General features: G+C 70.8%; 23 protein-coding genes, 1 pseudogene and 1 riboswitch. Of the genes and pseudogenes, 11 read left to right on the top strand and 13 right to left on the bottom strand.

All coding sequences use genetic code 11. From position 1 onward, the window contains the following. Window positions 1–163: 163 nt before the first annotated feature. Window positions 164–2167: a DNA helicase RecQ gene (gene recQ, locus Q8A52_RS34415; RefSeq protein ID WP_316758930.1), complete on the top strand. Its 2004-nt coding sequence runs from the start codon at window positions 164–166 to the stop codon at window positions 2165–2167. Window positions 2168–2198: 31 nt separating this feature from the next. On the opposite strand, the gene Q8A52_RS34410 is transcribed toward recQ, so the two are convergent. From Q8A52_RS34410 to fahA, 4 genes are all read right to left on the bottom strand, one after another. After that, window positions 2199–3137, bottom strand: a complete 939-nt coding sequence (locus Q8A52_RS34410) for a M56 family metallopeptidase (RefSeq protein ID WP_316758655.1) — start codon at window positions 3135–3137, stop codon at window positions 2199–2201. Between the two features lie 277 nt (window positions 3138–3414). Further along, window positions 3415–3792, bottom strand: a complete 378-nt coding sequence (locus Q8A52_RS34405; RefSeq protein ID WP_316758653.1) for a GntR family transcriptional regulator — start codon at window positions 3790–3792, stop codon at window positions 3415–3417. Then, window positions 3789–4562: a hypothetical protein gene (locus tag Q8A52_RS34400; RefSeq protein WP_316758651.1), complete on the bottom strand. Its 774-nt coding sequence runs from the start codon at window positions 4560–4562 to the stop codon at window positions 3789–3791. The genes Q8A52_RS34405 and Q8A52_RS34400 overlap by 4 nt, the downstream gene beginning before the upstream one ends. Before the next feature lie 86 nt (window positions 4563–4648). Beyond that, window positions 4649–5869: a fumarylacetoacetase gene (gene fahA / locus Q8A52_RS34395; protein ID WP_316758649.1), complete on the bottom strand. Its 1221-nt coding sequence runs from the start codon at window positions 5867–5869 to the stop codon at window positions 4649–4651. A 232-nt stretch (window positions 5870–6101) separates the two neighbouring features. Between fahA and Q8A52_RS34390 the strand changes: the two genes are divergently transcribed. Further along, window positions 6102–7349, top strand: a complete 1248-nt coding sequence (locus Q8A52_RS34390) for a carboxylate--amine ligase (protein WP_316758648.1) — start codon at window positions 6102–6104, stop codon at window positions 7347–7349. 68 nt (window positions 7350–7417) lie between these two features. Next, window positions 7418–8620 carry an FAD-dependent oxidoreductase gene (locus Q8A52_RS34385; protein WP_316758646.1) on the top strand — a complete coding sequence of 401 codons (1203 nt, stop codon included), beginning with the start codon at window positions 7418–7420 and terminating at the stop codon, window positions 8618–8620. A 29-nt stretch (window positions 8621–8649) separates the two neighbouring features. Here the strand turns inward: Q8A52_RS34385 and Q8A52_RS34380 are convergent, their stop codons facing one another. Further along, entirely contained in the window at window positions 8650–9246 is a 597-nt protein-coding gene (locus Q8A52_RS34380) for a hypothetical protein (RefSeq protein ID WP_316758644.1), read from the bottom strand. 153 nt (window positions 9247–9399) lie between these two features. On the opposite strand from Q8A52_RS34380, the gene Q8A52_RS34375 reads away from it, so the two are divergent. Continuing rightward, window positions 9400–10206, top strand: a complete 807-nt coding sequence (locus Q8A52_RS34375) for an HAD family hydrolase (protein ID WP_316758642.1) — start codon at window positions 9400–9402, stop codon at window positions 10204–10206. A 24-nt stretch (window positions 10207–10230) separates the two neighbouring features. Here Q8A52_RS34375 and Q8A52_RS34370 read toward each other — a convergent pair whose 3' ends face one another. Further along, a complete protein-coding gene (locus tag Q8A52_RS34370; protein WP_316758640.1) occupies window positions 10231–10719 on the bottom strand; it encodes a transglycosylase SLT domain-containing protein in 489 nt (162 codons plus the stop codon). A 3-nt stretch (window positions 10720–10722) separates the two neighbouring features. Further along, window positions 10723–10905: riboswitch (cyclic di-AMP (ydaO/yuaA leader) on the bottom strand. 500 nt (window positions 10906–11405) lie between these two features. Continuing rightward, window positions 11406–11765: a hypothetical protein gene (locus Q8A52_RS49225; protein ID WP_408649303.1), complete on the bottom strand. Its 360-nt coding sequence runs from the start codon at window positions 11763–11765 to the stop codon at window positions 11406–11408. A 260-nt stretch (window positions 11766–12025) separates the two neighbouring features. Here Q8A52_RS49225 and Q8A52_RS34360 point away from each other — a divergent pair, with 260 nt between their 5' ends. The 5 genes from Q8A52_RS34360 (at window position 12026) to Q8A52_RS34340 (ending at window position 17488) form a co-directional block, all read left to right on the top strand. Further along, window positions 12026–13036, top strand: a complete 1011-nt coding sequence (locus Q8A52_RS34360) for a polyprenyl synthetase family protein (RefSeq protein WP_316758638.1) — start codon at window positions 12026–12028, stop codon at window positions 13034–13036. A gap of 124 nt (window positions 13037–13160) precedes the next feature. Continuing rightward, window positions 13161–14114, top strand: a complete 954-nt coding sequence (locus tag Q8A52_RS34355) for a CHRD domain-containing protein (protein ID WP_316758636.1) — start codon at window positions 13161–13163, stop codon at window positions 14112–14114. A gap of 238 nt (window positions 14115–14352) precedes the next feature. Further along, window positions 14353–15591: a LolA family protein gene (locus tag Q8A52_RS34350; RefSeq protein ID WP_316758634.1), complete on the top strand. Its 1239-nt coding sequence runs from the start codon at window positions 14353–14355 to the stop codon at window positions 15589–15591. Window positions 15592–15624: 33 nt separating this feature from the next. After that, window positions 15625–16605, top strand: a complete 981-nt coding sequence (locus Q8A52_RS34345) for an ABC transporter ATP-binding protein (RefSeq protein WP_316758632.1) — start codon at window positions 15625–15627, stop codon at window positions 16603–16605. Then, on the top strand, window positions 16592–17488 hold the full coding sequence (locus Q8A52_RS34340) for an ABC transporter permease (protein WP_316758630.1): 897 nt from the start codon (window positions 16592–16594) through the stop codon (window positions 17486–17488). Before Q8A52_RS34345 ends, Q8A52_RS34340 begins: the two co-directional genes overlap by 14 nt. 22 nt (window positions 17489–17510) lie before the next feature. On the opposite strand, the gene Q8A52_RS34335 is transcribed toward Q8A52_RS34340, so the two are convergent. Together Q8A52_RS34335 and Q8A52_RS34330 are read right to left on the bottom strand one after the other, a co-directional pair. Further along, window positions 17511–18104, bottom strand: a complete 594-nt coding sequence (locus Q8A52_RS34335; protein WP_316758628.1) for a flavodoxin family protein — start codon at window positions 18102–18104, stop codon at window positions 17511–17513. Between the two features lie 91 nt (window positions 18105–18195). Further along, window positions 18196–18735, bottom strand: coding sequence for a DUF6668 family protein (locus tag Q8A52_RS34330; protein WP_316758626.1), 540 nt, complete (start codon window positions 18733–18735; stop codon window positions 18196–18198). Between the two features lie 146 nt (window positions 18736–18881). On the opposite strand from Q8A52_RS34330, the gene Q8A52_RS34325 reads away from it, so the two are divergent. Next, entirely contained in the window at window positions 18882–20090 is a 1209-nt protein-coding gene (locus tag Q8A52_RS34325) for a tetratricopeptide repeat protein (RefSeq protein WP_316758624.1), read from the top strand. On the opposite strand, the gene Q8A52_RS34320 is transcribed toward Q8A52_RS34325, so the two are convergent. The 3 genes from Q8A52_RS34320 to Q8A52_RS34310 form a co-directional block, all read right to left on the bottom strand. Continuing rightward, window positions 20087–20563, bottom strand: coding sequence for a VOC family protein (locus tag Q8A52_RS34320; RefSeq protein ID WP_316758622.1), 477 nt, complete (start codon window positions 20561–20563; stop codon window positions 20087–20089). The genes Q8A52_RS34325 and Q8A52_RS34320 overlap by 4 nt on opposite strands. 5 nt (window positions 20564–20568) lie before the next feature. Continuing rightward, entirely contained in the window at window positions 20569–21537 is a 969-nt protein-coding gene (rarD, locus tag Q8A52_RS34315; protein WP_316758619.1) for an EamA family transporter RarD, read from the bottom strand. Between the two features lie 138 nt (window positions 21538–21675). Next, window positions 21676–22530 (bottom strand): SDR family oxidoreductase, encoded by an 855-nt coding sequence (locus tag Q8A52_RS34310; protein WP_316758617.1) that lies wholly within the window; start codon window positions 22528–22530, stop codon window positions 21676–21678. Between the two features lie 92 nt (window positions 22531–22622). Here Q8A52_RS34310 and Q8A52_RS34305 point away from each other — a divergent pair, with 92 nt between their 5' ends. Then, entirely contained in the window at window positions 22623–23042 is a 420-nt protein-coding gene (locus tag Q8A52_RS34305) for a winged helix-turn-helix transcriptional regulator (protein WP_316758616.1), read from the top strand. 16 nt (window positions 23043–23058) lie between these two features. Here the strand turns inward: Q8A52_RS34305 and Q8A52_RS34300 are convergent. Further along, window positions 23059–23507: pseudogene (locus tag Q8A52_RS34300) on the bottom strand (2-oxoacid:ferredoxin oxidoreductase subunit beta); the annotation flags it as partial.

Raw genomic sequence — 23507 nt, 5'->3', positions numbered from 1 at the left:
GCCACGCTGATCACTGCGCCCATGACAATTCTCGTCGGCCACTGCATGCGAGTGACCAACTACGGCAGGAAACGGGCTTGCCCTGTGGATAACTCCGGCGCTGTCGGTGCGGAGCCCTATCGTGGACGCAGTGGTCGAGGGACGACGTACGGGGGGCACGACGATGGGTGGGACGGGCGGGATCAGCGAGATGCCAGGGGCGACCGACAGCGAGGCGCTGGCCACACTGCACCGGGTCTTCGGGTACGAGGCCTTCCGTGGTGAGCAGGAAGCGGTCATCGAGCATGTGGTGGCCGGTGGCGACGCCGTCGTCCTCATGCCGACCGGCGGCGGAAAGTCGCTGTGCTACCAGATCCCCGCCCTGGTCAGACCCGGTACGGGAGTCGTGGTCTCCCCGCTGATCGCGCTGATGCAGGACCAGGTGGACGCGCTGCGGGCGCTCGGTGTGAACGCCGGGTTCATCAACTCCACGCAGGACTTCGACGAGCGGCGCGTGGTCGAGGCGGAGTTCCTGGCCGGCGAGCTGGACCTGCTGTACCTGGCGCCCGAGCGGCTGCGCCTGGACTCCACCCTGGACCTGCTGTCCCGCGGCAAGGTCGCGGTGTTCGCGATCGACGAGGCGCACTGCGTCTCCCAGTGGGGCCACGACTTCCGCCCCGACTATCTGGCCCTGTCCGTCCTGGGCGAGCGGTGGCCGGACGTGCCACGGATCGCGCTCACGGCGACAGCCACCCGGGCGACGCACCAGGAGATCACACAGCGGCTGAACATCCCGACGGCCCGCCACTTCGTGGCGAGCTTCGACCGGCCCAACATCCAGTACCGCATCGTGCCCAAGGCCGACCCCAAGAAGCAGCTGCTCGCCTTTCTGCGGGAGGAGCACGCGGGCGACGCGGGCATCGTGTACTGCCTCTCGCGGAACTCGGTGGAGAAGACCGCCGAGTATCTGAGCCGCAACGGCGTGGAGGCGGTGCCCTACCACGCCGGCCTGGACGCGGGCACACGCGCGGCGCACCAGTCCCGGTTCCTGCGCGAGGACGGCCTGGTCGTGGTGGCGACCATCGCCTTCGGCATGGGTATCGACAAGCCGGACGTACGGTTCGTCGCCCACCTCGACCTGCCCAAGTCGATCGAGGGCTACTACCAGGAGACTGGCCGCGCGGGCCGTGACGGACTGCCCTCCACGGCCTGGATGGCCTACGGCCTCAACGACGTCATACAGCAGCGCAAGCTGATCCAGTCCGGCGACGGCGACGAGGCCTTCCGCCGCCGGGCGGCCGCCCACCTCGACTCGATGCTCGCGCTCTGCGAGACGGCCACGTGCCGTCGCGGCCAGCTCCTCGCCTATTTCGGCCAGGACCCCGAACCCGCGGGCTGCGGCAACTGCGACACCTGCCTCACCCCGCCGGAGACCTGGGACGGCACGATAGCCGCGCAGAAGGTGCTCTCGACGGTGGTCAGACTGCAGCGGGAGCGGGGGCAGAAGTTCGGCGCCGTGCAGATCGTCGACATGCTGCTCGGGAAGCGCACCGGCAAGGTGATCCAGTTCGACCACGACCAGCTGTCCGTGTTCGGCATCGGCGAGGACCTGGCCGAGGGTGAATGGCGGGGCGTCGTACGGCAGTTGCTGGCGCAGGGGCTGCTCGCGGTCGAAGGGGAGTACGGCACGCTGGTCCTCACCGAGGCGAGCGGGGCGGTGCTGCGGCGGGAGCGGGAGGTGCCGCTGCGCAAGGAGCCCAAGAAGCAGGCGGCCGCGCGCACCACGTCGTCCTCGTCCGGCCGGGGCGACCGCAAGCCCAAGGCCGCCGTGGCCGAGCTGCCCGACGACCTGCTCCCCGCCTTTGAGGCCCTGCGCGCCTGGCGCGCCGAACAGGCCCGTGAGCAGGGCGTTCCGGCGTACGTCATCTTCCACGACGCCACGCTCCGGGAGATCGTCAGCCGGTGGCCCGGCTCGGTGGCCGAGCTGGGCACGGTGGGCGGTGTCGGAGAGAAGAAGCTGGCGACGTACGGGGAGGGCGTGCTCGGGGTGCTGGCCTCCGTGGACGGCCCGGCCGCGGCCGAGGCGACAGGCACTGCCGCATCCCCGGCCGCACCGGCGACCGCCGGCGCACCCGACGACGACTGGCCCGAGATGGACATGGAGCCGGAGCCGGAGGACTGGACATAGCCCGGCGCCCCTGCCGTGACTCCGCGTTGGGTCAGGACAGCGCCGTGAGACCCGGAGCGAACGTGATCAGCAGCGGGAGGAGCGGGACCAGCGCGGCCACGGTCGTCGTGAGCGCCCGCTGCCGGCGCAGCAGCCGCGGCGGGGGCTCCAGGAGGCGGTCGACGCGTTCGCCCAGCAGACGGCGGCTGGAGGCGCAGGAGAGGACCCCGCGGTGCTGGTTCAGCTCGATCAGGGCCAGGGCCGTGGTGAGGTGGCCGCAGCGGCGGGACGCCGCGTCGTCGGCGGCCAGTTCGACCAGGCGGTGGGTCTGGTCGCAGAAGTGGGCGAAGAGCGGGACGCGCGGGAAGCCGGTGGCCAGCGCGGTGGAGAGGTGCAGCAGCCAGTCGTGATGGGCGCGGGCGTGACCGCGCTCATGGGTCAGGACGGCGTCCAGCTGATGGTCGGTGAGTCGGTGCAGGGCCCCGGTGGTGACGACCAGTTGGGGCGGGTGTCCGGGCATCCACCAGGCGTCCGGGTACTCGTCCTCCAGCACCAGCATGGGCCCGCGCGCGGCCGGCAGCCCCGCGGGCAGGTCGGGGGCGCGTTCGCGCAGGTGCGCCCGGGTCAGTCCGCGCCGCCTGCGGGCCTCGGCGAGCTCCCGGGCGAGCATCGCCGTCGTCCAGGCGGCGCCGCAGGCCAGCAGCACGGTGAGGGCGACGGCCCAGACCGGGGCGACGGAGAGGTCGTACGCGGCGGTGACGGCGGGCGGTGCGGGTGCGAAGACCCGGTCGCGCACGGTGTGGAAGACGGCCGCGGTCCCCAGCACCAGCGCGGCCAGGCAGCACAGCAGCACGGTGGCGACCAGGCACTGCCACACCCACAGCCCGACCACGGGTTCCCGCTCGGGCCACACGGCCCGGGTCAGCGCACGCGGCGCCGGCACCGCGGCCGTCAGGGCGACGACACTCAGCAGGAGCAGGCAGACGGTCATGCCGGGGGCTCCGGTTCCTGGTCGGAGACAAGGGCGGGTGGCGGGTGGCCGGGGTGGTGCGGCGGCTCGTACGGCGCAGCTCGCGGCCGTACGTCGGTGGTGCGGCGGGTGGTGCAACGGGCATACGGCGGTCGTACCGCGGTCGTTCGCCGGGTCGTGCTGTGTCCCGTCAGTATGACGGTGACGGACCTCCGGAGTCAGGAGTCGACGGCTTTCCGCCACCCCTGATTTCCGCGCCGTCGCACCCGGGTTTCCGCCCACCGCCGCTCTGCCGGCCCTACTCCCGCAACGCCCCGTGCACGGCGCCCAGAACCTCCTCCTCGTCCGCTCCCATGGCCCGCGCCTCCGCAATGAACCGCCTGGTCAGCGACGCGAGTTCGGCAGGGCCGGTGCGCTTGAGCGGGGTCGGGAGCGGTGCCACCCGGGTTCCGGCGCCCCGGCGGGTACGGATCAGCGACGCCGACTCCAGCTCGCGGTAGGCCCGGGCCACCGTTCCCGCCGCCAGGCCCAGGTCGGCCGCCAGCTGCCGTACCGTCGGCAGGCGTTCGCCCTCCGGCAGGCGGCCGGTGGTGATCAGGGCCGCGAGCTGGGCGCGGATCTGCTCGTACGGCGGAACCGGGCTGTTGGTGTCGACCCGTACGGCGTCGCCGCTCACCGGCGGACCTGCCGCGCGGTCCGGCGCTGCCAGGTCGCCTTGGGCGAAAGGACCGTGACCAGCATCAGCGGCGTGGCCGCGAAGGCGACCAGGGACAGCGGCCCCAGCACCCGACGGCCGATGACCCACACCGCTCCGCCGCAGCCGGTGTTCATCAGCGCGTCCGACGCCGTCGAGGCGGCCCCCAGCAAGGAGGAGGAGACCACCAGGCCCCAGACCGCGACGATCGCCAGGCTGCGGTCGCGGCGGGACTGCTCGTCGCCGGGCCGGGTCGCGATCCGTCGTAGGGACCAGCTGCAGGCGCCGGTGGCGACGGCGAGGGAGGCCAGCATCGGCAGGCCGTAGTGGAGTCCGGGCCAGGGGGTGTACGACTGGGTCCTGCCCCGGCAGGTCATCGTGAGCGAACGGCCCGCCCGCCCCAGGTCGTCCGGCGAGGCCATCGCCGCGGCCGCACCCAGCAGCACCACCAGCGCGGCCGCCAGCGCGAGCAACACCCAGATCATCCGGGGCGGCAGGTAGTCGCGCACCCGGCGGGGTGCGAGCCCGGCCGTGCGCACGGTACCCCGGGGCGGCTGCGTCAGCGCGTCGCCGACCAGTACCCCGGCCACCGCGCACAGCCCGAACGCCGGGATGGCGTACAGGATTCCGTCCCCGTGGTCGAGCGGGATCAGCCAGTGCGCGACCAGCGCGCCCGCCACCAGGCCCGTCCAGCGGGCACAACGGTCCAGGCGCGCGCGGGACGCGGGCGCCGTGGCCTCGATGTCGGTCATGAGAGTTCCCCCGGAAAGCAGCACGTCTTGTACTCACCGCTTGTATCAAGTGGTGAGTACAAGATGCGATCCCCGGGGGACTTGTGTCAACTGCTTGCTACAACACGCCCGCGGACCTCGCCCAGGCCCACCCGGACCCCGCCCGCGCCCGGCGCCCACGCCGACAGCGTCACCACGTCCCCGTCCTCCAGGAACGTCCGCTTTCCGTCCGGCAGTTCGAGCGGATCCCGCCCGTTCCAGGTCAACTCCAGCAGCGAGCCGCGCTCATCCTCCACCGGCCCGCTCACGGTCCCCGAGCCGTACAGGTCCCCGGTCCGCAGCGAGGCCCCGTTCACCGTCATGTGCGCCAGCTGCTGCGCGGCGGTCCAGTACATGGTGGAGAACGGCGGCTCGGAGACCACGTGACCGTTGATCGCGACGGAGATCCGCAGGTCGTAGCCGCCGGGCTCCACCCCTTCGGCGGAGTCGTCCAGATACGGCAGCAGCGGGTACGTCCGCTCGGGTGCCGCCACCCGTGCCTCGTCCAGCGCCTCCAGCGGGGTGATCCACGCCGACACCGACGTGGCGAAGGACTTGCCGAGGAACGGTCCGAGGGGGACGTACTCCCAGGCCTGGATGTCCCGCGCCGACCAGTCGTTCAGCAGGCACAGCCCGAAGACGTGCTCCCGGAAGTCGCCCAGCGCCACCGGCCTGCCCATCTCCGACGGCACACCCACCACGAAGCCGACCTCGGCCTCGATGTCCAGCCGGACGGACGGACCGAAGAGCGGCGCCGGGTCGGTCGGTCCCTTGCGCTGCCCGGACGGCCGTACGACATCCGTCTCCGACACCACGATCGTGCCGGAACGCCCGTGGTAGCCGATCGGCAGGTGCTTCCAGTTGGGGGTCAGCGAGTCCTCGGCGTCGGGGCGGAAGATCTGCCCCACGTTCCGGGCGTGGTTCTCGGAGGCGTAGAAGTCGACGTAGTCGGCGACCTGGAAGGGCAGGTGCAGGGTCACCGAGGACAGGGGATGGAACAGCGGTTCGATCGTCTCGCGGTGCGAGGGCACCGTGACCCATGCCGTCAGTGCGCGCCGCACGTCCGACCACGCCGTGCGGCCGGCGGCCAGCAGCGGGTTGAGGGTCGGCTGCGCGAGCAGGGAGGCGTACGGGGAGCCGAGGGCGTGCGCCGCCGCGCCGGCGTCGAGTACGTGGTCGCCGAGCCGGACTCCGACGGTCCGCTCCTGGCTGCCGGCGGGCGAGAACACGCCATACGGAAGGTTGTGCGGACCGAAGGGGTCGCCCTCGGGGACGTCGAAGGGGGGCATGGGGTTCTGCCTCGCTCTCATCCGTGCCATGCATGGCCATACGTTCCATGTGGTCGCGCCACACGTTACGGGTGCGTGCCCGTCTTCGGCAGTGTCTAAAGAGTTCGCAATGTCCGAATAGGCCTTGTCGGAGGGGCCAATTCCGGCTTAGCGTCCTTTGGGGACACGGACGGGGTCGATCCGGTCCGTAGGGGGACACGTGGGGGGACCCGTGGCCAGGAATGCCGTCAGCGTGCCTTTCGAGGCGGACCGTGATGTGCCCGGCCTGATCGTCAAGTTCGGCGACTACCCGTTGCACCACGGTGGCGTCGGCGCGATCCGCAGTCTGGGCCGTCTGGGTGTCCCCATGTATGCGATCACCGAGGACCGCTACACACCGGCGGCCTCCTCCCGGTATCTCAAACGCGCGTTCGTCTGGCCGACGAGCGGTGCCGAGGAGCCGGAGTGCCTCGTGGAGGGGCTGCTCCGCATCGGCGCCCGCATAGGCCGCCCCACCGTGCTCATCCCCACCGACGAAGAGGCCGCCGTCCTGATCGCCGAGCACCAGGACGCGCTCAAGGACACCTTCCTCTTCCCGCCCGTCGACCCCGGCCTGCCGCGCCGCCTGGCCAGCAAGCAGGGCCTGCACGAACTGTGCATGGAACACGGCATCCCCAGCCCGTCGGCGTCCTTCCCGCAGTCGTACGACGAGATCGCGGACTTCGCCGAGAAGGCCCGCTTCCCGGTGGTGGCCAAGAACCGGGAGGCGTTCGTCCGGCGCAAACGGCCCGCCGTGAACGGCACCACGCGGATCGCCACCCGCGAGGGCCTGCTCACCCTCGCCCGCGACTGGGGGGAGCACCCCGGCGTGATCCTCCAGGAGTATCTGCCGAGGGAGGAGGCCGAGGACTGGATCGTGCACGCCTGCTTCGACGCCGACTCGGCCCCGCTCGCCATGTTCACCGGTGTCAAGGTGCGCTCGTGGCCGCCGCACGCGGGCATGACGGCGAACGCCTACGTCGTCGACAACCCGGAACTCGCGGACCTCGCCACACGTTTCATCAAGCAGATCGGGTTCAGCGGCATCATCGACCTCGACCTGCGCTTCGACCGCCGCGACGGACAGTACAAACTCCTCGACTTCAACCCGCGCATGGGCGCCCAGTTCCGCCTCTTCGAGAACGAGTCGGGGGTGGACGTCGTACGCGCCATGCATCTGAATCTGACCGGGCGCACCGTTCCGGAGGGGGAACAGCGCGCCGGCCACCGGTACATCGTGGAGAACATCGACCTCCCCGCCCTCCTCGCCTACCGCCGCAGCGGCTATACGACGCCGCACGCGCCGGCGCGGGCGAGCGGGACGGAGCTGGCCTGGCTCGCGGGTGACGATCCGCTGCCCTTCTTCACGATGCTCGCGCGCTTCGTGCGACCGGGCGCGAAGCATCTGTATCAGCTGTGGCGCACCAACCGCCGCGGCAGTACGACCAGTTCGGGCAGCTAGACGTTCCTCGTCCCGACTGTCCGAACCGGACCACGAAGTGACGAAAAGACGTCCTGGGGAGGGACTTCGTGATTCAACCGGTTGCAGTCCTCGGTGCCGGACCATTCGGCCTGTCCACCGCCGCCCATCTGCGGGCGCGCGGAATCCCCGTCCGCGTCTTCGGCGATCCCATGGTGAGCTGGCGCGACCACATGCCCGCCGGAATGATCCTCAAGTCGACCCCGGTGGCCTCCAGCATCGACTGCCCGCAGCGGGGCCACACCCTCGCCGACTACTGCGACGCCGCGGGCATCCGCCGGCTGGTGACCGACGAGGACATCATCCCCGTCGAGACCTTCATCTCCTACGGCGAGTGGTTCCAGCAGAAACTCCTGCCCGGGCTGGAGCAGGTGCGGGTGGTCTCCGTGGACCACCGCAAGGGCGGTGGCTTCGAACTCAAGCTGGACTCGGGGGAGTTGTTCACGGCTCGCGCGGTCGTGGTCGCGACCGGGCTGTCGGGCCTGGCCCACATCCCGGCGGAGCTGGCGAAGGCCGTGGCGGACGGACCCACCCCGACGGGCCCGGTGTCCCACAGCTCGCAGCACCACGACCTCAGCCCCTTCAAGGGCAAGGAGCTGATCGTCATCGGTGCCGGCCAGTCCGCGCTGGAGACGGCGGCCCTGGCGGCGGAGGCGGGCGCACAGGTGCGCGTGGTGGCGCGCGGCCATGGCAAGGTCGCCTTCGGCGCCCCGCCCTGGAACCAGCCCAAGCTGCGCCCGGAGTCACCCTTCGGCCGGGCCTGGTCCCTGTGGGCCCTCAGTTACTACCCCCACCCCTACCGCTATCTCCCGGCGCAGGCCCGCCACTATCTGGTCCGCCGGGTCCTCGGCCCGCTCGGCGCCTGGTGGCTGCGCGACCGCTTCGAGGGCAAGGTGCAGGTCCAGGAGGTCGAGCGGGTGGTCGGCGCGGAGGTCTCCGACGGCAGCCCGCTCCTCACGGTCCGCACCCGGGCCGGCGCAACCCGCGGGCTCACCGCCGACCATGTCATCGCGGCCACCGGCTACCGCGTGAACATCGCGGCCATGGACTTCCTCGGCCATGAGCTCCGCACCCGGCTCGCGGTCAGCCGCGGCACCCCGAAGCTCGGCGCCGGCTATGTCTCCTCGGTCCCCGGCCTCTACTTCACCGGCCTCCCGGCCGCCGGGTCCTACGGCCCGGTGATGCGCTTCGTCTGCGGCACCGAGTTCGCCTCCCCGCGGCTGGCGAAGCATCTGGCGGCGGCCCACGGCTGACGGCAGGGACGTACGGCAGGGACGTACGGCTACACCTCCTCGGCCGCCCGTTGCCACGCCAGGAACTCCTCGATCAGCTCCGGCGGGTTGGCCGCCTCGGTGGCCTCGATCTCCCAGCCGGGGCAGTCCATGTCGAAGACGACGACGGGCAGCGGACGGCCGAAGAGGCGCTCGACCTCCCCGCTTTCGTGCAGATGGCGGGCGAGGTCGATACAGGCGTCGGCGAAGTGCAGGCCGAGCAGATCGCGCTCGGTCTCGACGGCGCCCTCTTCGTCGTCCCGGTCTCCGTCGAACCAGATGCCGAGTTCCTTGACCTCCTCGACGTAGAGCGGTGCGCCGGCCGGGTCCTCGGGGACGTTGCCGAGCATCTCGAAGCCGTCCAGGAGCCAGCAGGCGTAGTTCCAGCGGGCCTCGCCGGGGTCCCCGTGGCGCTTCTCCAGCTCGTACTGGGCCTCGGTGTTGTAGCCGATGGCCACATAGGGGTGGCGCTCGTCGTAGTCGATGCGCCAGATCCGGAAGGAGAGGGCGTAGATCTCGGGCCTCAACTCCTCGGGGAAGCGCGCGAGAACGGCGGGCGCCGCCGCCCGCAGATACCTCCGGAAGACTTCCCGCCGGTCCGCCACCACATCCGCCCCCGTTCCCTCGGCACAGTGACAGCAACCTAACGGGCATCACTGACGACGGGCAGCGACAGCATCTCCCCATACACCGTGTGGGGTTGAGGACAACGGCCGGGACGGGGATGAGCCGGAGCGGCGTGTTGTCCGTATTCTCTGATCATGGCCGCTCCCCCCGCTTATTCACTAGTCGCCACCGACCTGGACGGGACGCTGCTCCGCGGCGACGACACCCTCTCCGACCGCTCCCGCGCGGCGCTCGCGCGGACGGTGCAGGCCGGTGCGCAGCACCTCGTGGTCACGGGGCGCCCCGCTCCGAGAGTGCGGCCGCTGCTCGATGAACTCGGCAGCAGGGGGCTCGCGGTGTGCGGACAGGGCGCGCAGTTGTACGACGCCGGCGCGGACCGTCTGCTGTGGTCGGTCACCCTGGACCGGGAGTTGGCCGAGACCGCGCTCGGCAAGATCGAGGCCGAGGTGGGTCAGGTGTACGCGGCCGTCGACCAGGACGGGGTGGACGGGCTCACGCTCATCGAACCGGGGTATCTGATGCCGCACCCGACCCTGCCCGCCGTACGGGTCCATCGGCGCGACGAGCTGTGGTGCGAACCCATCAGCAAGGTCCTGCTCCGCCACCACGCGCTGTCCGACGACGCGTTGGCGGCGACCGCCCGCGATGTCGTGGGTTCGCTGGCGACGGTGACCATGTCCGGGCCGGGGACCGTCGAGCTCCAGCCGTGCGGTATCACCAAGGCGACCGGCCTCGCGCTGGCCGCCGAACACCTCGGGCTGAGCGCCCGCCAGGCCATCGCCTTCGGGGACATGCCCAACGACATCCCGATGTTCGACTGGGCCGCCCGCGGTGTGGCGATGGCCAACGCCCACCCCGAACTCAGGGCGGTGGCCGACGAGATCACCTTGTCGAACGAGGACGACGGCATCGCCGTCGTCCTCGAAAGACTCTTTGCGTAGCTCTCCCCGCTTCGGGGAGATCCGTCAGTACGCGCCGAAGACGTTGTCCATCGAGCCGTACCGCGCGGCCGCGTAGTTGCAGGCGGCGGTGATGTTCGCGACCGGGTCGTAGATGTCGAACGACGTTCCGACCACGTGGTACGCGTTGAACGTCGGGTCGATGACCTGGAGCAGGCCCTTGGACGGGATGCCCTTGGCCGCGTTGGAGTCCCACAGGTTGATGGCCCGCGGGTTGCCCGACGACTCACGCATGATGTTGCGGTAGATGCCGTGGTACGTGCCCGGAATGTGCCTTTCCGCCATGATGGCGAGGGACTCGCGGATCCAGCCGTCGAGGTTGTTCGGGTAGCCGGCCAAGGTCGTACCGGTCGTGCCGGAGGTGGTGGCCGCCGGGGCGGCCGAGGCGGTGGTCGCGCCGATGAGCGGGAGGGCGAGCACCGCGGCGCCGGTGCCGGCGACGGCGAGCTTGCGGACGAGGCGGGCGGTGCGGCGGGACTGAGCGGCAGCAGGCATGGGGATGTTCCTCTCCGTCGCCTGCGAGGTGAGCTGTCGGGTTCGGGCGGGGAGGTGCCCGGCCGTGCCGCCCTGAGGCTGCGCGACTTCACCCCGAGCCGTTCCGTGCGACGTGTGTCGTGCGGCCCGGCGCTTACCTGGGTCCCCCGCTCCTGCCTACGCGAATGAGTTCGTCGATGGGTTACGTCCGGCGGCGGCAGGATGAGGCGTCCGCCTGACAGGCCCGGAAGCTATGCGAGAGCACATGTCGGGAACAAGTACCTGATTCACAGAACGCACCGATTGACCTTTGTCTGAGGCGTATGAGGCACTTGATCCTTTGCGGTTGCACAGCCTCAACTGGTCGGCGGGAAAAGGGCGAACGGGTGTTTAGGCGGATGTGGGGCGACATGAGGCCACGTGACCCAACTCACGGAATAACATTCACGGCAAATCAGACATGCAGGTCACAGGGGGTTCGCGGGGGTCCGTGGGACGCGCTTCTCCCGCGTCCGGCGGAAGGCCGTCTCGCCGCCCTCCGCGCAGACCACCTCCTCGGGGACGAGGAGGTGTTCCGCGTCACAGGTGGCGTCCGAAGGGGTCCGGACCGTCGTGCCGGGCGGCCGGCCGCGGTCGGGGGTGGCGCGACGCGTACCACGACACGGTCCTCCGTCTGGTCGAACACCTCCCGCGCAGGTGGACAGTCGTCAGCCGCCTGCCGTCGGCGCGGCGGCCCTGATTGCGCCGCAGTCCGTGCGGACCGGGGCTCGCTGCCCGTAGTCGTCACGGGTCGGATGCGCGAGCGCGCAGGTCCATGAAGGCGAGCAGTGCGGCCCCCAGGCGTGCGTGCCGGCCGCGAGGACGGAACCTCCCGGGCGGTGCACGTCGTTGTCGTAGTGGTCGTCCATGGAGCGGACCGTGGCGACCGCCTTGAGCGGCTCGGGCGCGAGGGCCGCGACCTCCGTCAGGAGCCGCCATGCGCGCACGTGCGGCCGTGTCCCGTTGGGCAGGGGGATGCGGATGTCGTCGTGCGTGGTCTCGCAGGGGAAGGACATACGGATGGGCATGGGCGGCACCCCGTGGCACCGGCGGACTGGGCACATCGGGTACATAGGGACAAAAAATGCCACATCACAGTGAGTCGATAAAAATCAGTCCTTATCTACTGATCAAAAACATACCGGCCGTGATCCGATACCGCCTGGGCTGTAACGGTGGGCGCTATCGGTGATCGAAACCTGACCGGATACGCTGACTTGAGTGATGGCAGCGACCTATCGACAAACCGTGTAATCGCCAGCAGACACCAGCAGACAGGAGACCCCTCGTGACCGTCGTCGGGCCGTTCGGGCTGAGCGTGCGGGACCAGGCTCTGGAAGCCGATGTCCAGGCCGGATTGGCGGCTGTCGAGGAAGGCTTGCTCGAGGCCACCAAGAGTGAGGTCCCGTTCATCACGGAGGCCGCCCAGCACCTGGTGCGGGCGGGCGGGAAGCGGTTCCGGCCGCTGCTCGTGATGCTCGCGGCCCAGTTCGGCGACCCGTACGCGCCGGGTGTCGTGCCCTCGGCCGTGGTCGTCGAGCTGACGCACCTCGCGACGCTGTACCACGACGACGTGATGGACGAGGCCCTGGTGCGCCGCGGTGTGGACAGCGCGAACACCCGTTGGGGGAACTCGGTCGCCGTCCTGACGGGTGACTTCCTGTTCGCCCGTGCCTCGCAGATCCTCGCCGACCTCGGTCCCGAGGCGGTGCGGGTCCAGGCCCTCGCGTTCGAGCGGCTGGTCACCGGGCAGATCCTGGAGACGGCGGGGCCCTCGGACGGCCGGGACCCGGTCGAGCACTACCTGGACGTGCTGGGCGGCAAGACGGGCTCGCTGGTGGCGGTGTCGTGCCGGTTCGGGGCGATGATGTCGGGGGCCGACGAGACGGTCGTCGACGTGCTGACCCAGTACGGCGAGCGGCTCGGTGTGGCGTTCCAGCTGGCGGACGACGTGCTCGACATCGCGTCCGACTCGCACGAGTCCGGGAAGACGCCGGGCACGGATCTGCGCGAGGGCATCCCGACCCTTCCGGTGCTGCGGCTGCGGGAGCGGGCGGCGCGGCTGGGGCTGGCCGATGACATCGCGCTGTGCGAGCTCCTCGACTCCGACCTGACCGACGACGCGCGCCACGCCGAGGCGCTGGCCGCCCTGAGGGTGCACCCGGCGCTGGAACAGGCCCGGCGCGACACCGTGCGCTACGCGGAGGACGCGCGGGCGGCGCTGGCCCCGCTGCCGGAGTGCGACGCCAAGGCCGCGCTGCTCGAGCTGTGCGACGCGGTGGTCCACCGGGCCGGATAGTTCCCGCCGAGTGGCGTGACGCACGTCACATTTATGGACTGAGTCTAATCTAAGATCCCTTCCGTACTCATGCCCAGAAGCTGACGCAGGGGGCGTCAGTCACATACGGGGAGAAAACTGAATCATGGGTATGAACGGAACGTTCTTCGCGCGTCGCAAGGGCCTCGTCGCCACCGCCGTCGCGATCGCCGCGTCCGCCGGTGTCGCCGCCGGGGCGAACCCGGCCTCCGCCACCGAGACCCACACCGGCAAGGAGACGACCATCCTCGCCGCAAGCCTCCGGGGCGCCAACGAGGTGCCGGTCAAGGGCGGCCCCGCCGTGGGGGACAAGGACGGCGCGGCACTGGAGTTCATCAAGGTCAAGGGCGACAGGGTGTCCGTCGCCGTGGCCTGGCGCGGCACCGGCAGGCCCACCGATCTCCACATCCACCAGGGCGCCAAGGGCACCAACGGCGGCGTCAAGATCAACTTCGGGAAGCTGCTCGACAAGGTTCCCCAGGGGCGGCACAGCCTCACCGGCACCGTCAAGGTGAACGACCCCGCCCTGCTCAAGCAGCTCACCGAGGACCCCGGTTCCTTCTACGCCAATCTCCACACGGCCGAGTTCCCGGGCGGAGCCGTCCGCGGACAGCTCCACAAGGTCACCACCACCACCGGCTTCCGGCACGTTCTCGGCAGCTTCCAGGCCTCCGTCGTCAAGGGGAAGCAGATCTACGAGTGCAAGGCGGTCGAGGGCGGCGGGTACGCCTTCGGGCAGCGTGACGTCAGCGCCCTGCTCGGCGGCCGCATCCGGCACTCCTTCGTGAAGCCCAACTCCGGTACACCGCAGTGGATCGCGCCGGACGGGAGCGCCGTCACAGGTGCCCTGATCACCAAGACGCCCAACGGCGACGGCAACATTGCCGAGCTCGACCTCAAGGCCACGCAGTCCGGCAAGCACCACGGGCTGCTCGCCGGCACCGGTGAGATCCTGCGGCTGAACACCGTCGGCGGAGTCGCCCCGGCCGGCACCTGCACACCGGGCGAGATCGTCGGCGTTCCCTACCAGGCGGACTACGTCTTCGTGCGCACGCACTGAGCCGACGGCGGCGCCTCCCGCGCGACCGACCCCTACGGGTCGGGGGAGGCGCCGCCTGCGTGTGTCATACCCCAGGCGTACACGGAGTTGAGTCCGCGGGCTGACGCTTCCGCACGGCCGATTTGGTCAACTGGAAACCACGGAAATCACCACTCCTCACCGATTCGGGTGAGAATGGCGGCTCAGGGTGGGACAGAGTGCGAGGACGGCCGCCGCCGACGACGGAGGTAAGGCACACATGGCACCGTACGAATCCGACGGCAACACGGGCGCGACGCAGGTCGACGACCTGCGCTCGGGACGTCGCAAGGCCGCCCGGTACGTCGTACCGGTCGCGGTGGTGGGGGTGGCGGCGGCGACCATCGGGCTGGTCCCGGCGCTCGCCGACTCCGGTGACCCCGATCTGCCGAAGATCACCGCGCAGCAGCTCATCGAGAAGATCGCCAAGTCGGACGTGCAGCAGATGTCCGGCACGGTGAAGGTCAGCACGGACCTCGGGCTCCCCGACCTCGGAGGCCTGGAGAGCGGTCTGCTCTCCGGCGCGGGCCCGTCGGGTGACGGGTCGTCCGCCGATCCGACGTCCAAGCTGACCGAACTCGTCAGCGGCACGCACACCCTGCGCGTCGCCGCGGACGGCCCGGACCGGCAGAAGCTCTCGCTGATCGAGAGCGCCGCCGAGTACAGCCTCATCCACAACGGCAAGGACGTGTGGGGCTACGACAGCAAGTCGAACGAGGTGTACCACGGCAAGGCGGAGGAGCAGGGCAAGGACAAGGGGAGCGAACCGCCCGCCACGCCCAAGGACTTCGCCGACGAGGCCCTCAAGTCGGTCGACGACACGACGTCGGTGACCGTCGACGGCACCGTGCAGGTGGCCGGCCGGGACGCCTACAAGCTGCTCATCAAGCCCAAGCAGTCCGGCACCACCGTCGGTGCGATCAGCATCGCCGTCGACGCGAAGACCGGGCTTCCGCTGAAGTTCACCCTCACCCCGAAGAGCGGCGGCGCGGCCGTCGTCGACGCGGGCTTCACCCAGGTCAGCTTTGCCAAGCCGGCCGCCTCGACCTTCGACTTCACCCCGCCCAAGGGTGCGAAGGTCACCGAGGAGGGCGAGGCCTCGAAGGCGCCCGGGAAGGGTTCCCTCAAGCCGGGCGACGACTTCGCCAAGGGAGCCGAGGGCTTCAAGGGGGCCGAGGGCTTCGGCGGGGAGGAGGGCTTCAACGTCCTCGGCAAGGGCTGGAACTCCATCGCCACCTTCGACACCGGCAGTAAGGGCGGGGTACCGTCCGACTCCGCCGCCGGCGGCGACCTGGGCGGCTTCCTCGGCTCGCTCGGCGACCAGGTGCACGGCAAGTTCGGCAAGGGCACGGTCTTCTCCACCCGCCTGGTCAACGCCCTGATCACGGACAACGGAAAGGTCTACGTCGGTGCCGTGACCAAGGACGCCCTGGTCCAGGCGGCGAACAAGGCGAAGTAGGTACCCTGCGGGCACGACGAATCGAGGGAGCCGATGGACGAACCGTCCGCCACGGAGCAGGAGACCGAGGCGGGGGACGCTGAACCGTGCGTCATCGACACCCGCGGCCTCACCAAGCGCTACCGCGGCGGACAGCTCGCCGTGGACGGTCTCGACCTGACCGTCCCGGCGGGCAGCGTCTTCGGCTTCCTCGGTCCGAACGGCTCCGGCAAGACCACCACCATCCGCATGCTGATGGGGCTCATCGAGCCCACCTCCGGCACGGCGCGGGTACTCGGGCGCCCCATGCCCCGGTCCTCACGCGCCGTGCTGCCGCACGTCGGCGCGCTCATCGAGGGGCCCGCCCTGTACGGCTTCCTCTCCGGCCGGGACAACCTCCTGCGGTACGACGCCGCCGACCCGACCGCCGACCCGCGCACCCGGCGCGCCCGCGTCGCGGCCGCACTGGACCGGGTGGGCCTGACGGCCGCCGCCGGCAAGAAGGCGAAGGCGTACTCCCTGGGCATGAAGCAGCGCCTGGGACTCGCGGCCGCGCTGCTCCAGCCCCGCAGACTCCTGGTCCTCGACGAGCCGACCAATGGCCTCGACCCCCAGGGCATGCGCGAAATCCGGTCCCTGGTAAGGGAACTGGCCTCGGACGGGACCACCGTCTTCCTCTCCTCCCACCTCCTCGACGAGATCGAGCAGGTGTGCACGCACGCGGCGGTCATGGCGCAGGGCAGGCTCATCACCCAGGGCGCGGTGGCGGACCTGGCGGCGGGGGCGCGCGGCCGGCTGGTGGTGACCACGCCGGACACCGGGGACGCGGCCCGGGTGCTCAAGGAGCGGGGGGTCGCCGATGTCGTCATGGCCGAGGACCGGGTGACCGGAGAACCGCCGACCGGTGAACTCGCCGACCTCACCGCCGCGTTGGTGACGGCCGGGGTGCGGGTCCGGGGCTTCTCGGTCGAACGGGCCTCGCTGGAGGACGCGTTCGTGGCACTGACCGGAGAGGGCTTCGATGTCGCAGGCTGAACTCGGGCTGACACAGGCGGAGAAGACAGCCGTGCGCGCCCCCCGTGTGCTGTGGACCTTCGGTCTGCTGCGCAGTGAGCTGCTCACCACCTTCCGGCGCTGGCGCACGCTCGCGCTGCTGGGAGTGCTGGCGGGGGTGCCGATCCTGGTCGGGATCGCGGTGAAGATCGAGACGCGGGGCGGTGGGCAGCCCGGCCGCGGCGGCGGCGAAGGGCCCGCCTTCATCGCGCAGATCACCAACAACGGCCTGTTCCTGGTCTTCACCGCGCTGGCGGCGACACTCCCGTTCTTCCTGCCGATGGCGATCGGTGTCGTCGCGGGCGACGCGATCGCGGGCGAGGCCAACGCGGGCACCCTGCGCTACCTCCTGGTCGCCCCCGCGGGCCGCACCCGACTCCTGCTCACCAAGTACGCGACCACGATGGCCTTCTGCCTGCTGGCCACTCTGGTGGTCGCGGTCTCCGCGCTGGCCGTGGGCGCGCTGCTCTTCCCGCTCGGCGACCTGACGACCATCTCCGGCACCCGGATCGGCTTCGGCGAAGGCCTGGGCCGGGCCCTGCTGATCGCCCTGGTCGTCGCCGCGTCACTGACCGGGATCGCGGCCCTCGGCCTGTTCATCTCGACGCTGACCAACAGCGGGATCGCGGCCATGGCGACCACGGTGGGCCTGCTGATCACCGTCCAGATCCTCGACCAGATACCCCAGCTGCACGCGCTCCAGCCGTACTTCTTCTCCCACTACTGGCTGTCCTTCGCCGACCTGATGCGCGACCCCGTCTACTGGGACGACCTGGTCAAGAACCTGGGCCTGCAGGCCCTGTACGCCGCGGTGTTCGGCTCGGCGGCCTGGGCGCGGTTCACGACGAAGGACATCAGCGCCTAGCGTCACCGGCACCGCACCGGGTTCAGGCCGTCGCCGTCTCGTACGGGAACCGCGCGAGCGGCGCCTGCCCGGCGAAGAACGTCTTCGCGCGCGCCAGGGCCTCCGTGTCCCGCAGTACGTCCCCGGGCGCGCTGCCGTTGCCCAGCAGCACCCCGCCGAAGCGCATCCTCAGATACGCGGCCGAGTTGCTCAGCAGGCCGACCAGCGGATCGGCCACCTCCGGCTCCTCGTGCGCGAGCGCGGTGACGCCCCAGAGCGTGCGCCCCGCGAGGGTCGCCTTGAAATCCAGGCCCGGGGTGCGCAGCCAGCCCGACCAGTGGTCCAGGTAGCGCTTGGTCAGGGCGGACACCGTGTACCAGTACAGCGGCGAGACGATCACGATGTCCGTGGCTGCCAGCGTGGCGTCCAGGAGCAGGCCGGTGGCGCTGTCGGCGGGGGGCAGTGCGTGGTCGCTGTCGTGCCGCCGGTCCACGAAGTCGGGCAGCGGGTGCTCGGCGAGGCTGATCCACTGCTGCTCCACCTCGGCGGACAGCTGCTCGGCGGCCCGGCGTGCCAGCAGCTCGGAGTTGCCGTCGGCGCGGGCGCTGCCCAGAACGAAGAGGAAGCGGCGAGTCATGATTCCCCCAGGATGATCGGCGTACGGGAAATGCAAGCACGTGCATCATATGCATACGCAAGCAATTTCGGAAGGGGGACTCCCGGCGCGACTACCGCCCGGCACCTGCGGCCCCGGTCAACCGCACCAGCGCGTCGGTCCCCCGCGGCGCCCCGCCGCTCAGATCGCCCAGGCGCCAGTCCTCGACCCAGGGCACGCGGTATACGTCGATGACCGACTCGATCACCTTGACCTGCCGGTCCAGTTGGCGCGGCAGCCGTCCCGGGGCGTCCGCGACGAGCACCACGGCGTCCAGGTCGAGACCGGGCGGTGCGGCGCCCTGCCGGAACGTTTCGACGGCGTGCGTGGCGCGGATCAGCCCGGTCGCGTGGGTGCGTGCCACGAGCAGTACCGACGGCGGGGCGTCCGGCCCCGGCCAGTCGCGTCCGCAGTCCCGGCCGCCGTACACGGCCGCGAGCGTGCTGGTTCCCGCGCCGCCGTGCGTGCCGACCCAGGAGAAGTGCCGGGCGGGGAAAGGCCCGTGAGCGGGCGTCCCCCACATCCGGTCCGGCTCCGGATGCCGCTCCTGCTCCGGTTCGGCGACCGGTCCACGGATCCAGATCTCCGGCCCCTGCTGCCCGCCTGGCTGCATTCCCGCGCTCCTCCTGTTCCGACGGCGTGTCAGTGCCTGGTGCGAGTCTGTGACATCGCGGTGACGTGGGAACCGTAGCGACAGGAGACACTCGACAGTACGCACGTGTACGACCGGATCGTGACGCCGGGGGAGTGAGGGGACCGATGTCTCGACTCAGCCGCGAGAAGAAGCGGGAACAGCAGCGGGCCGCCTTCCCGGCGGAACCCGTGGATGTCCGCGTTTCGGGTACGGGCGGCGCGTCGGTCGCCGGCGTACCGGTCGTGGCAGGGCCCGGCGAGGAGATCCAGCACGCCGTCCTGAACCACCTCCACGGTCTGGTCCTCGCGGTAGGACGCCCCATACTCGCCTCGGTCCACGACGCCCGCATCGGTTACGTCGTCCCGCTCCAGGTCGAGGCGGACGGTTCAAGCCGTTTCGCGGGGGAGCCGCTGCGGATGGCTTCGCCGGCCGAGCGGGTGGCTCCGCGGGCTGACGGGGTGGCTCCGCCGGCCGAGCGGGTGGCTTCGGACAAGCCCACGCATCTGCTGCGGTCGGCCGGTGAGCAGGTGCGGGATGCCGTGCCGACGTTTCCGTTGCGGGCCGTACCTGAGGCGGCGACCGGGGAGCCCGTGGCACCCGGGACCGTCCAGATGCCCACCGGAGTGTTCGGGCCGCCGCCCGTCATGAGCACCGAGCCGGGACCGGTCGCCGTACCGGAGCCGGACGCCGTGCTCGAGCCGATCGCCCTGCCCGAGCCGGTCGCCAAACCGAAGGTGGTCGTCGAATCCCCGGCGGCCGATGACGTCGCCGACCCCGACCTCAAGCCCACCCCCGCCCGCGGCTTCGACGCCGTGGCCGAAGAGGTCCTCGGTGACGGCCCCTTGACCACCACCGAGGAGGGCGCCGCGCTGCTCACCGAGCCGATGACGCGGATCAACGAGGCCGTCAAGGCGGGCCGGATCGATTCCGCGGCCGAGCTGGCGCAGCGCACGGTCGCGGAGGCCTCGGCCCTGCTCGGCCCGGACCACCCCGAGGTGCTCCACCTGCGCGAGCTGACCGCCTACATCGCCTACTTGGCCGGCGACCCGCTCCGCGCCTTCCGGCTCTCGCTCGACCTCGCCCGGCGGCGCCACCACGCGCGCGACGCCGAGGGGGCGTACGGAAACGTGCAGAGTGCGGCCGCCGCGTGGCGCGCCGTACGCGACCCCGAGCAGGGCCTGAGCCTGGGCCGGGAACTGATCGCGCTGTGGACGGAGCTCGCCACCGAGGAGGGCCCGGCCGCCGACGACATCGAGCAGCTGGAGTCCGCGCACAACCGCATGGGTCGCCTGACCGAGCGCGCCCGCAGGGCCGCGCACCCCGGCAACGCCTAGGCGACGCAGAACTCGTTCCCCTCCGGGTCCGCCATCACCACCCACTCCCCGGCGGGCTCCCGCACCTCTCGCAGCACGCGTGCCCCCAGCTTCTCCAGCCGCTCGACCTCGTCCGCCCGCCGTCCCTCGCCCGGGTGCAGGTCGAGATGGAGCCGGTTCTTGACGGTCTTGGCCTCCGGGACGCGCTGGAACAGCAGCCGCCGCCCCAGCCCGATGCCGCGTTCCTTGTCGTACGGGTCGTCGGGATGCCGAACGGCGATCAGGTCCCGGAAGGCCGCGCGGCCGTGGTACTCGAGGGTGGCCTCACCCGGCAGCGCGCCGAGTTCCAACAGCCGCTCGACGAGCGCGCTGTTGTCCTCGGCCTCGTAGTGCAGCGCGGCGGCCCAGAAGTCGGCCTGCGCGTGCGGGTCGGCGGCGTCGATGACGAGCTTCCAGTGCAGCGGGGCGGGCATGGCGTCCGGAGTCAGTGTCATGCCACTCACTTATAGCCGACGCGGGTGTCCTCCTCGTGGGAAGCGGGGATCCGGCTGTCCCGGAGTTGGGCGAGGGCGCGGGCACTGCGGCGGGCGGTGCGCAGGGCGTCCCAGGTGAGCAGCGACAGCGCCAGCCAGACCAGCGCGAAACCGGCCCAGCGCTCGGGCGGCATGGCCTCGTGGAAGTAGAGGATGCCGAGCATGAACTGGAAGACGGGGGCCAGGTACTGGAGCAGCCCCAGCGTGGACAGCGGCACGCGGATCGCGGCCGCCCCGAAGCAGACCAGCGGAAGCGCGGTGACGATGCCCGTCGAGGCGAGCAGGGCGGAGTGCCCGGTGCTGCCGGTGCTGAAGGTCGAGTCGCCGTGCGCGGTGAGCCACAGCAGATAGCCGAGCGCGGGCAGGAACTGGATCGCGGTCTCGGCGGCCAGCGACTCGATGCCGCCGAGGTTGACCTTCTTCTTCACCAGCCCGTACGTGGCGAAGGAGAACGCGAGGCACAGGGAGATCCACGGCGGCTGCCCGTACCCGATGGTCAGGACGAGCACGGCGGCGAACCCGACGCCCACGGCCGCCCACTGCGCGGGCCGCAGCCGCTCCTTCAGGAGCAGTACGCCCATGGCGATGGTGACCAGCGGATTGATGAAGTACCCGAGCGAGGCCTCCACGACGTGACCGGCGTTCACGGCCCAGATGTACACACCCCAGTTGACCGTGATCACCGCTGCCGCCAACGCGACGAGAGCCAGCCGGCGCGGCTGCCGCAGCAGCTCCCCGGCCCAGGCCCAGCGCCGTACGAAGACGAGCGCGACGGCGACGAACGCGAGGGACCACACCATGCGGTGGGCGAGGATCTCCACCGATCCGGCGGGCTTCAGCAGAGGCCAGAAGAGGGGGACGAGCCCCCACATCCCATAGGCCGCGAAGCCGTTCAGCAGACCTGACCGCCGCTCGCCCTTCGATATGTCGGCCACGGGCCCCTCCTGCTCACTCCACGCGTCCTGTTCGCCTGGATGAAGGTAGCGCCGAGCCCCCCCTGCTGTCATGCCCGTATCGCTATACGGTCATGACAGCAGGGGGGGCGGGTGCGCCCGGGCTCGGCGAGGGGAGTCTCAGCCCTTGAGCGCGGCGCTGATGGCCTCGGAGAACGGGCTGGTCGGGCGGCCGATCAGCCGGGACAGGTCGCCGGTCGACACCACCAGCTCGCCCTGCGCGATGGACGCGTCCACGCCCACCAGGATCACGGCGAACGGCTCGGGCACACCGGCGCCGGTGAGGATGTCCTGGAGCGTCTCGGCGGGCACGGAGTTGTAGGCGATCTCCTTGCCGGTCTGCCTGCTCAGCTCGGCCGCGTACTCGGCGAAGCCCCAGGCCTCGTCGCCGCCCAGCTCGTACACCTGGTTCTCGTGGCCCTCGCCGGTGAGCACGGCGACGGCGGCGGCCGCGTAGTCGGCGCGCGAGGCGGAGGAGACGCGGCCCTCACCGGCGGCCGTGACGACGGCGTTGTGCTCGAGCACCGGGGCGAGGTTCTCGGTGTAGTTCTCGTGGTACCAGCCGTTGCGCAGCAGCGTGCAGGGCAGGCCGGAGGCGAGCAGCACCTCCTCGGTGGCCCGGTGGTCGTCGGCGAGCGCGGCCGTCAGGCTGCCGGGGGCGCTGGTGTACGCCAGCAGTGCCACGCCGGCCGCCTTGGCGGCGTCGATGACGACCTGGTGCTGCTGGACCCGGCCCTTGTCGAACTCGTTGCCGGAGATCAGCAGCACTTTGTCGCCGGACGCGAAGAGTCCGTCGAAGGTCCCGGGCTCGTTGTAGTTCGCGACGGCGATCTTCACACCGCGCGCCGCGAAGTCGGCCGCCTTTGCCGCATCGCGCACGACGGCGGTGATCTGCTCGGCCGGGACCTTCTCCAGCAGCTGCTCCACGACATGGTGGCCGAGGTGTCCGGTGGCTCCGGTGACGACGATGCTCATGGTCTGCAATCTCCTTGTGGGGTGAGTCTGTCACTAACCCTAGGAGGTGCGCTAACTCAAAGAAAGTACCCACTTTGAAGTAAGGTACTGACATGGGAGTAAGTGATGAGGCGGCATCGGCCGCACGCGGGCCGTCCAAGTACGAGGCCGGCGAGGCGATGTGCCCCTACCGCCTCGTCCTCGAGCACGTCACCAGCCGCTGGGGCGTCCTGGTCCTGATCGAGCTTCTCGACCGGCCGTACCGCTTCAGCGAGCTGCGCCGGGCGATCGGCCGGGTCAGCGAGAAGATGCTCACCCAGACCCTCCAGACCCTGGAGCGCGACGGGCTGGTCCATCGTGACGCCAAGCCCGTCATCCCGCCCCGCGTCGACTACTCCCTGACCGACCTGGGCCGCGAGGCCGCGGAACAGGTGCGGGGACTGGCGCTGTGGACCAAGGACCGGATGGGGGACGTGGAGAAGGCCCGCCGGGCATACGACGAGGCCCGGGAAATCCAGTCCCGGGCCTCGTGAACGCGCGTCGGCCGGCTCAGCCGACCACCGTCCAGGTGTCCCCGCCGGCCAGCAGCGCCGCGAGGTCTCCCTTGCCGTTCTGCTCGACCGCAGCGTCCAGCTGGTCGGACATCTGGGTGTCGTAGACCGGCCGTTCCACCGACCGGAAGACCCCGATCGGCGTGTGGCGGAGGTTGTCGGGGTCGGCGAGGCGGGAGAGGGCGAACGCCGTCGTGGGGGATGCGGTGTGGGCGTCGTGGACGAGGATGCGGTGTTCGTTGTCGGGGGTGACGGTGGCGACTTCGAGGTCGCCGGTGGTGGTGTTGCGGAGGACTGCGCGGGTGTTGTCGGGGCCGAAGCGGATGGGCCGGCCGTGTTCGAGGCGGATGATGGCTTCCTGGGCGGTCTGCTGGTCCTTGAGGGTGTCGAAGGCGCCGTCGTTGAAGATGTTGCAGTTCTGGTAGATCTCGATGAGTGCGGTGCCGG

Origin of the sequence: Streptomyces herbicida (assembly GCF_032656585.1) — a bacterium.
Taxonomy (GTDB): Bacteria; Actinomycetota; Actinomycetes; order Streptomycetales; family Streptomycetaceae; genus Streptomyces; species Streptomyces herbicida.
This window is presented reverse-complemented; position numbering and strand designations above follow the sequence as displayed.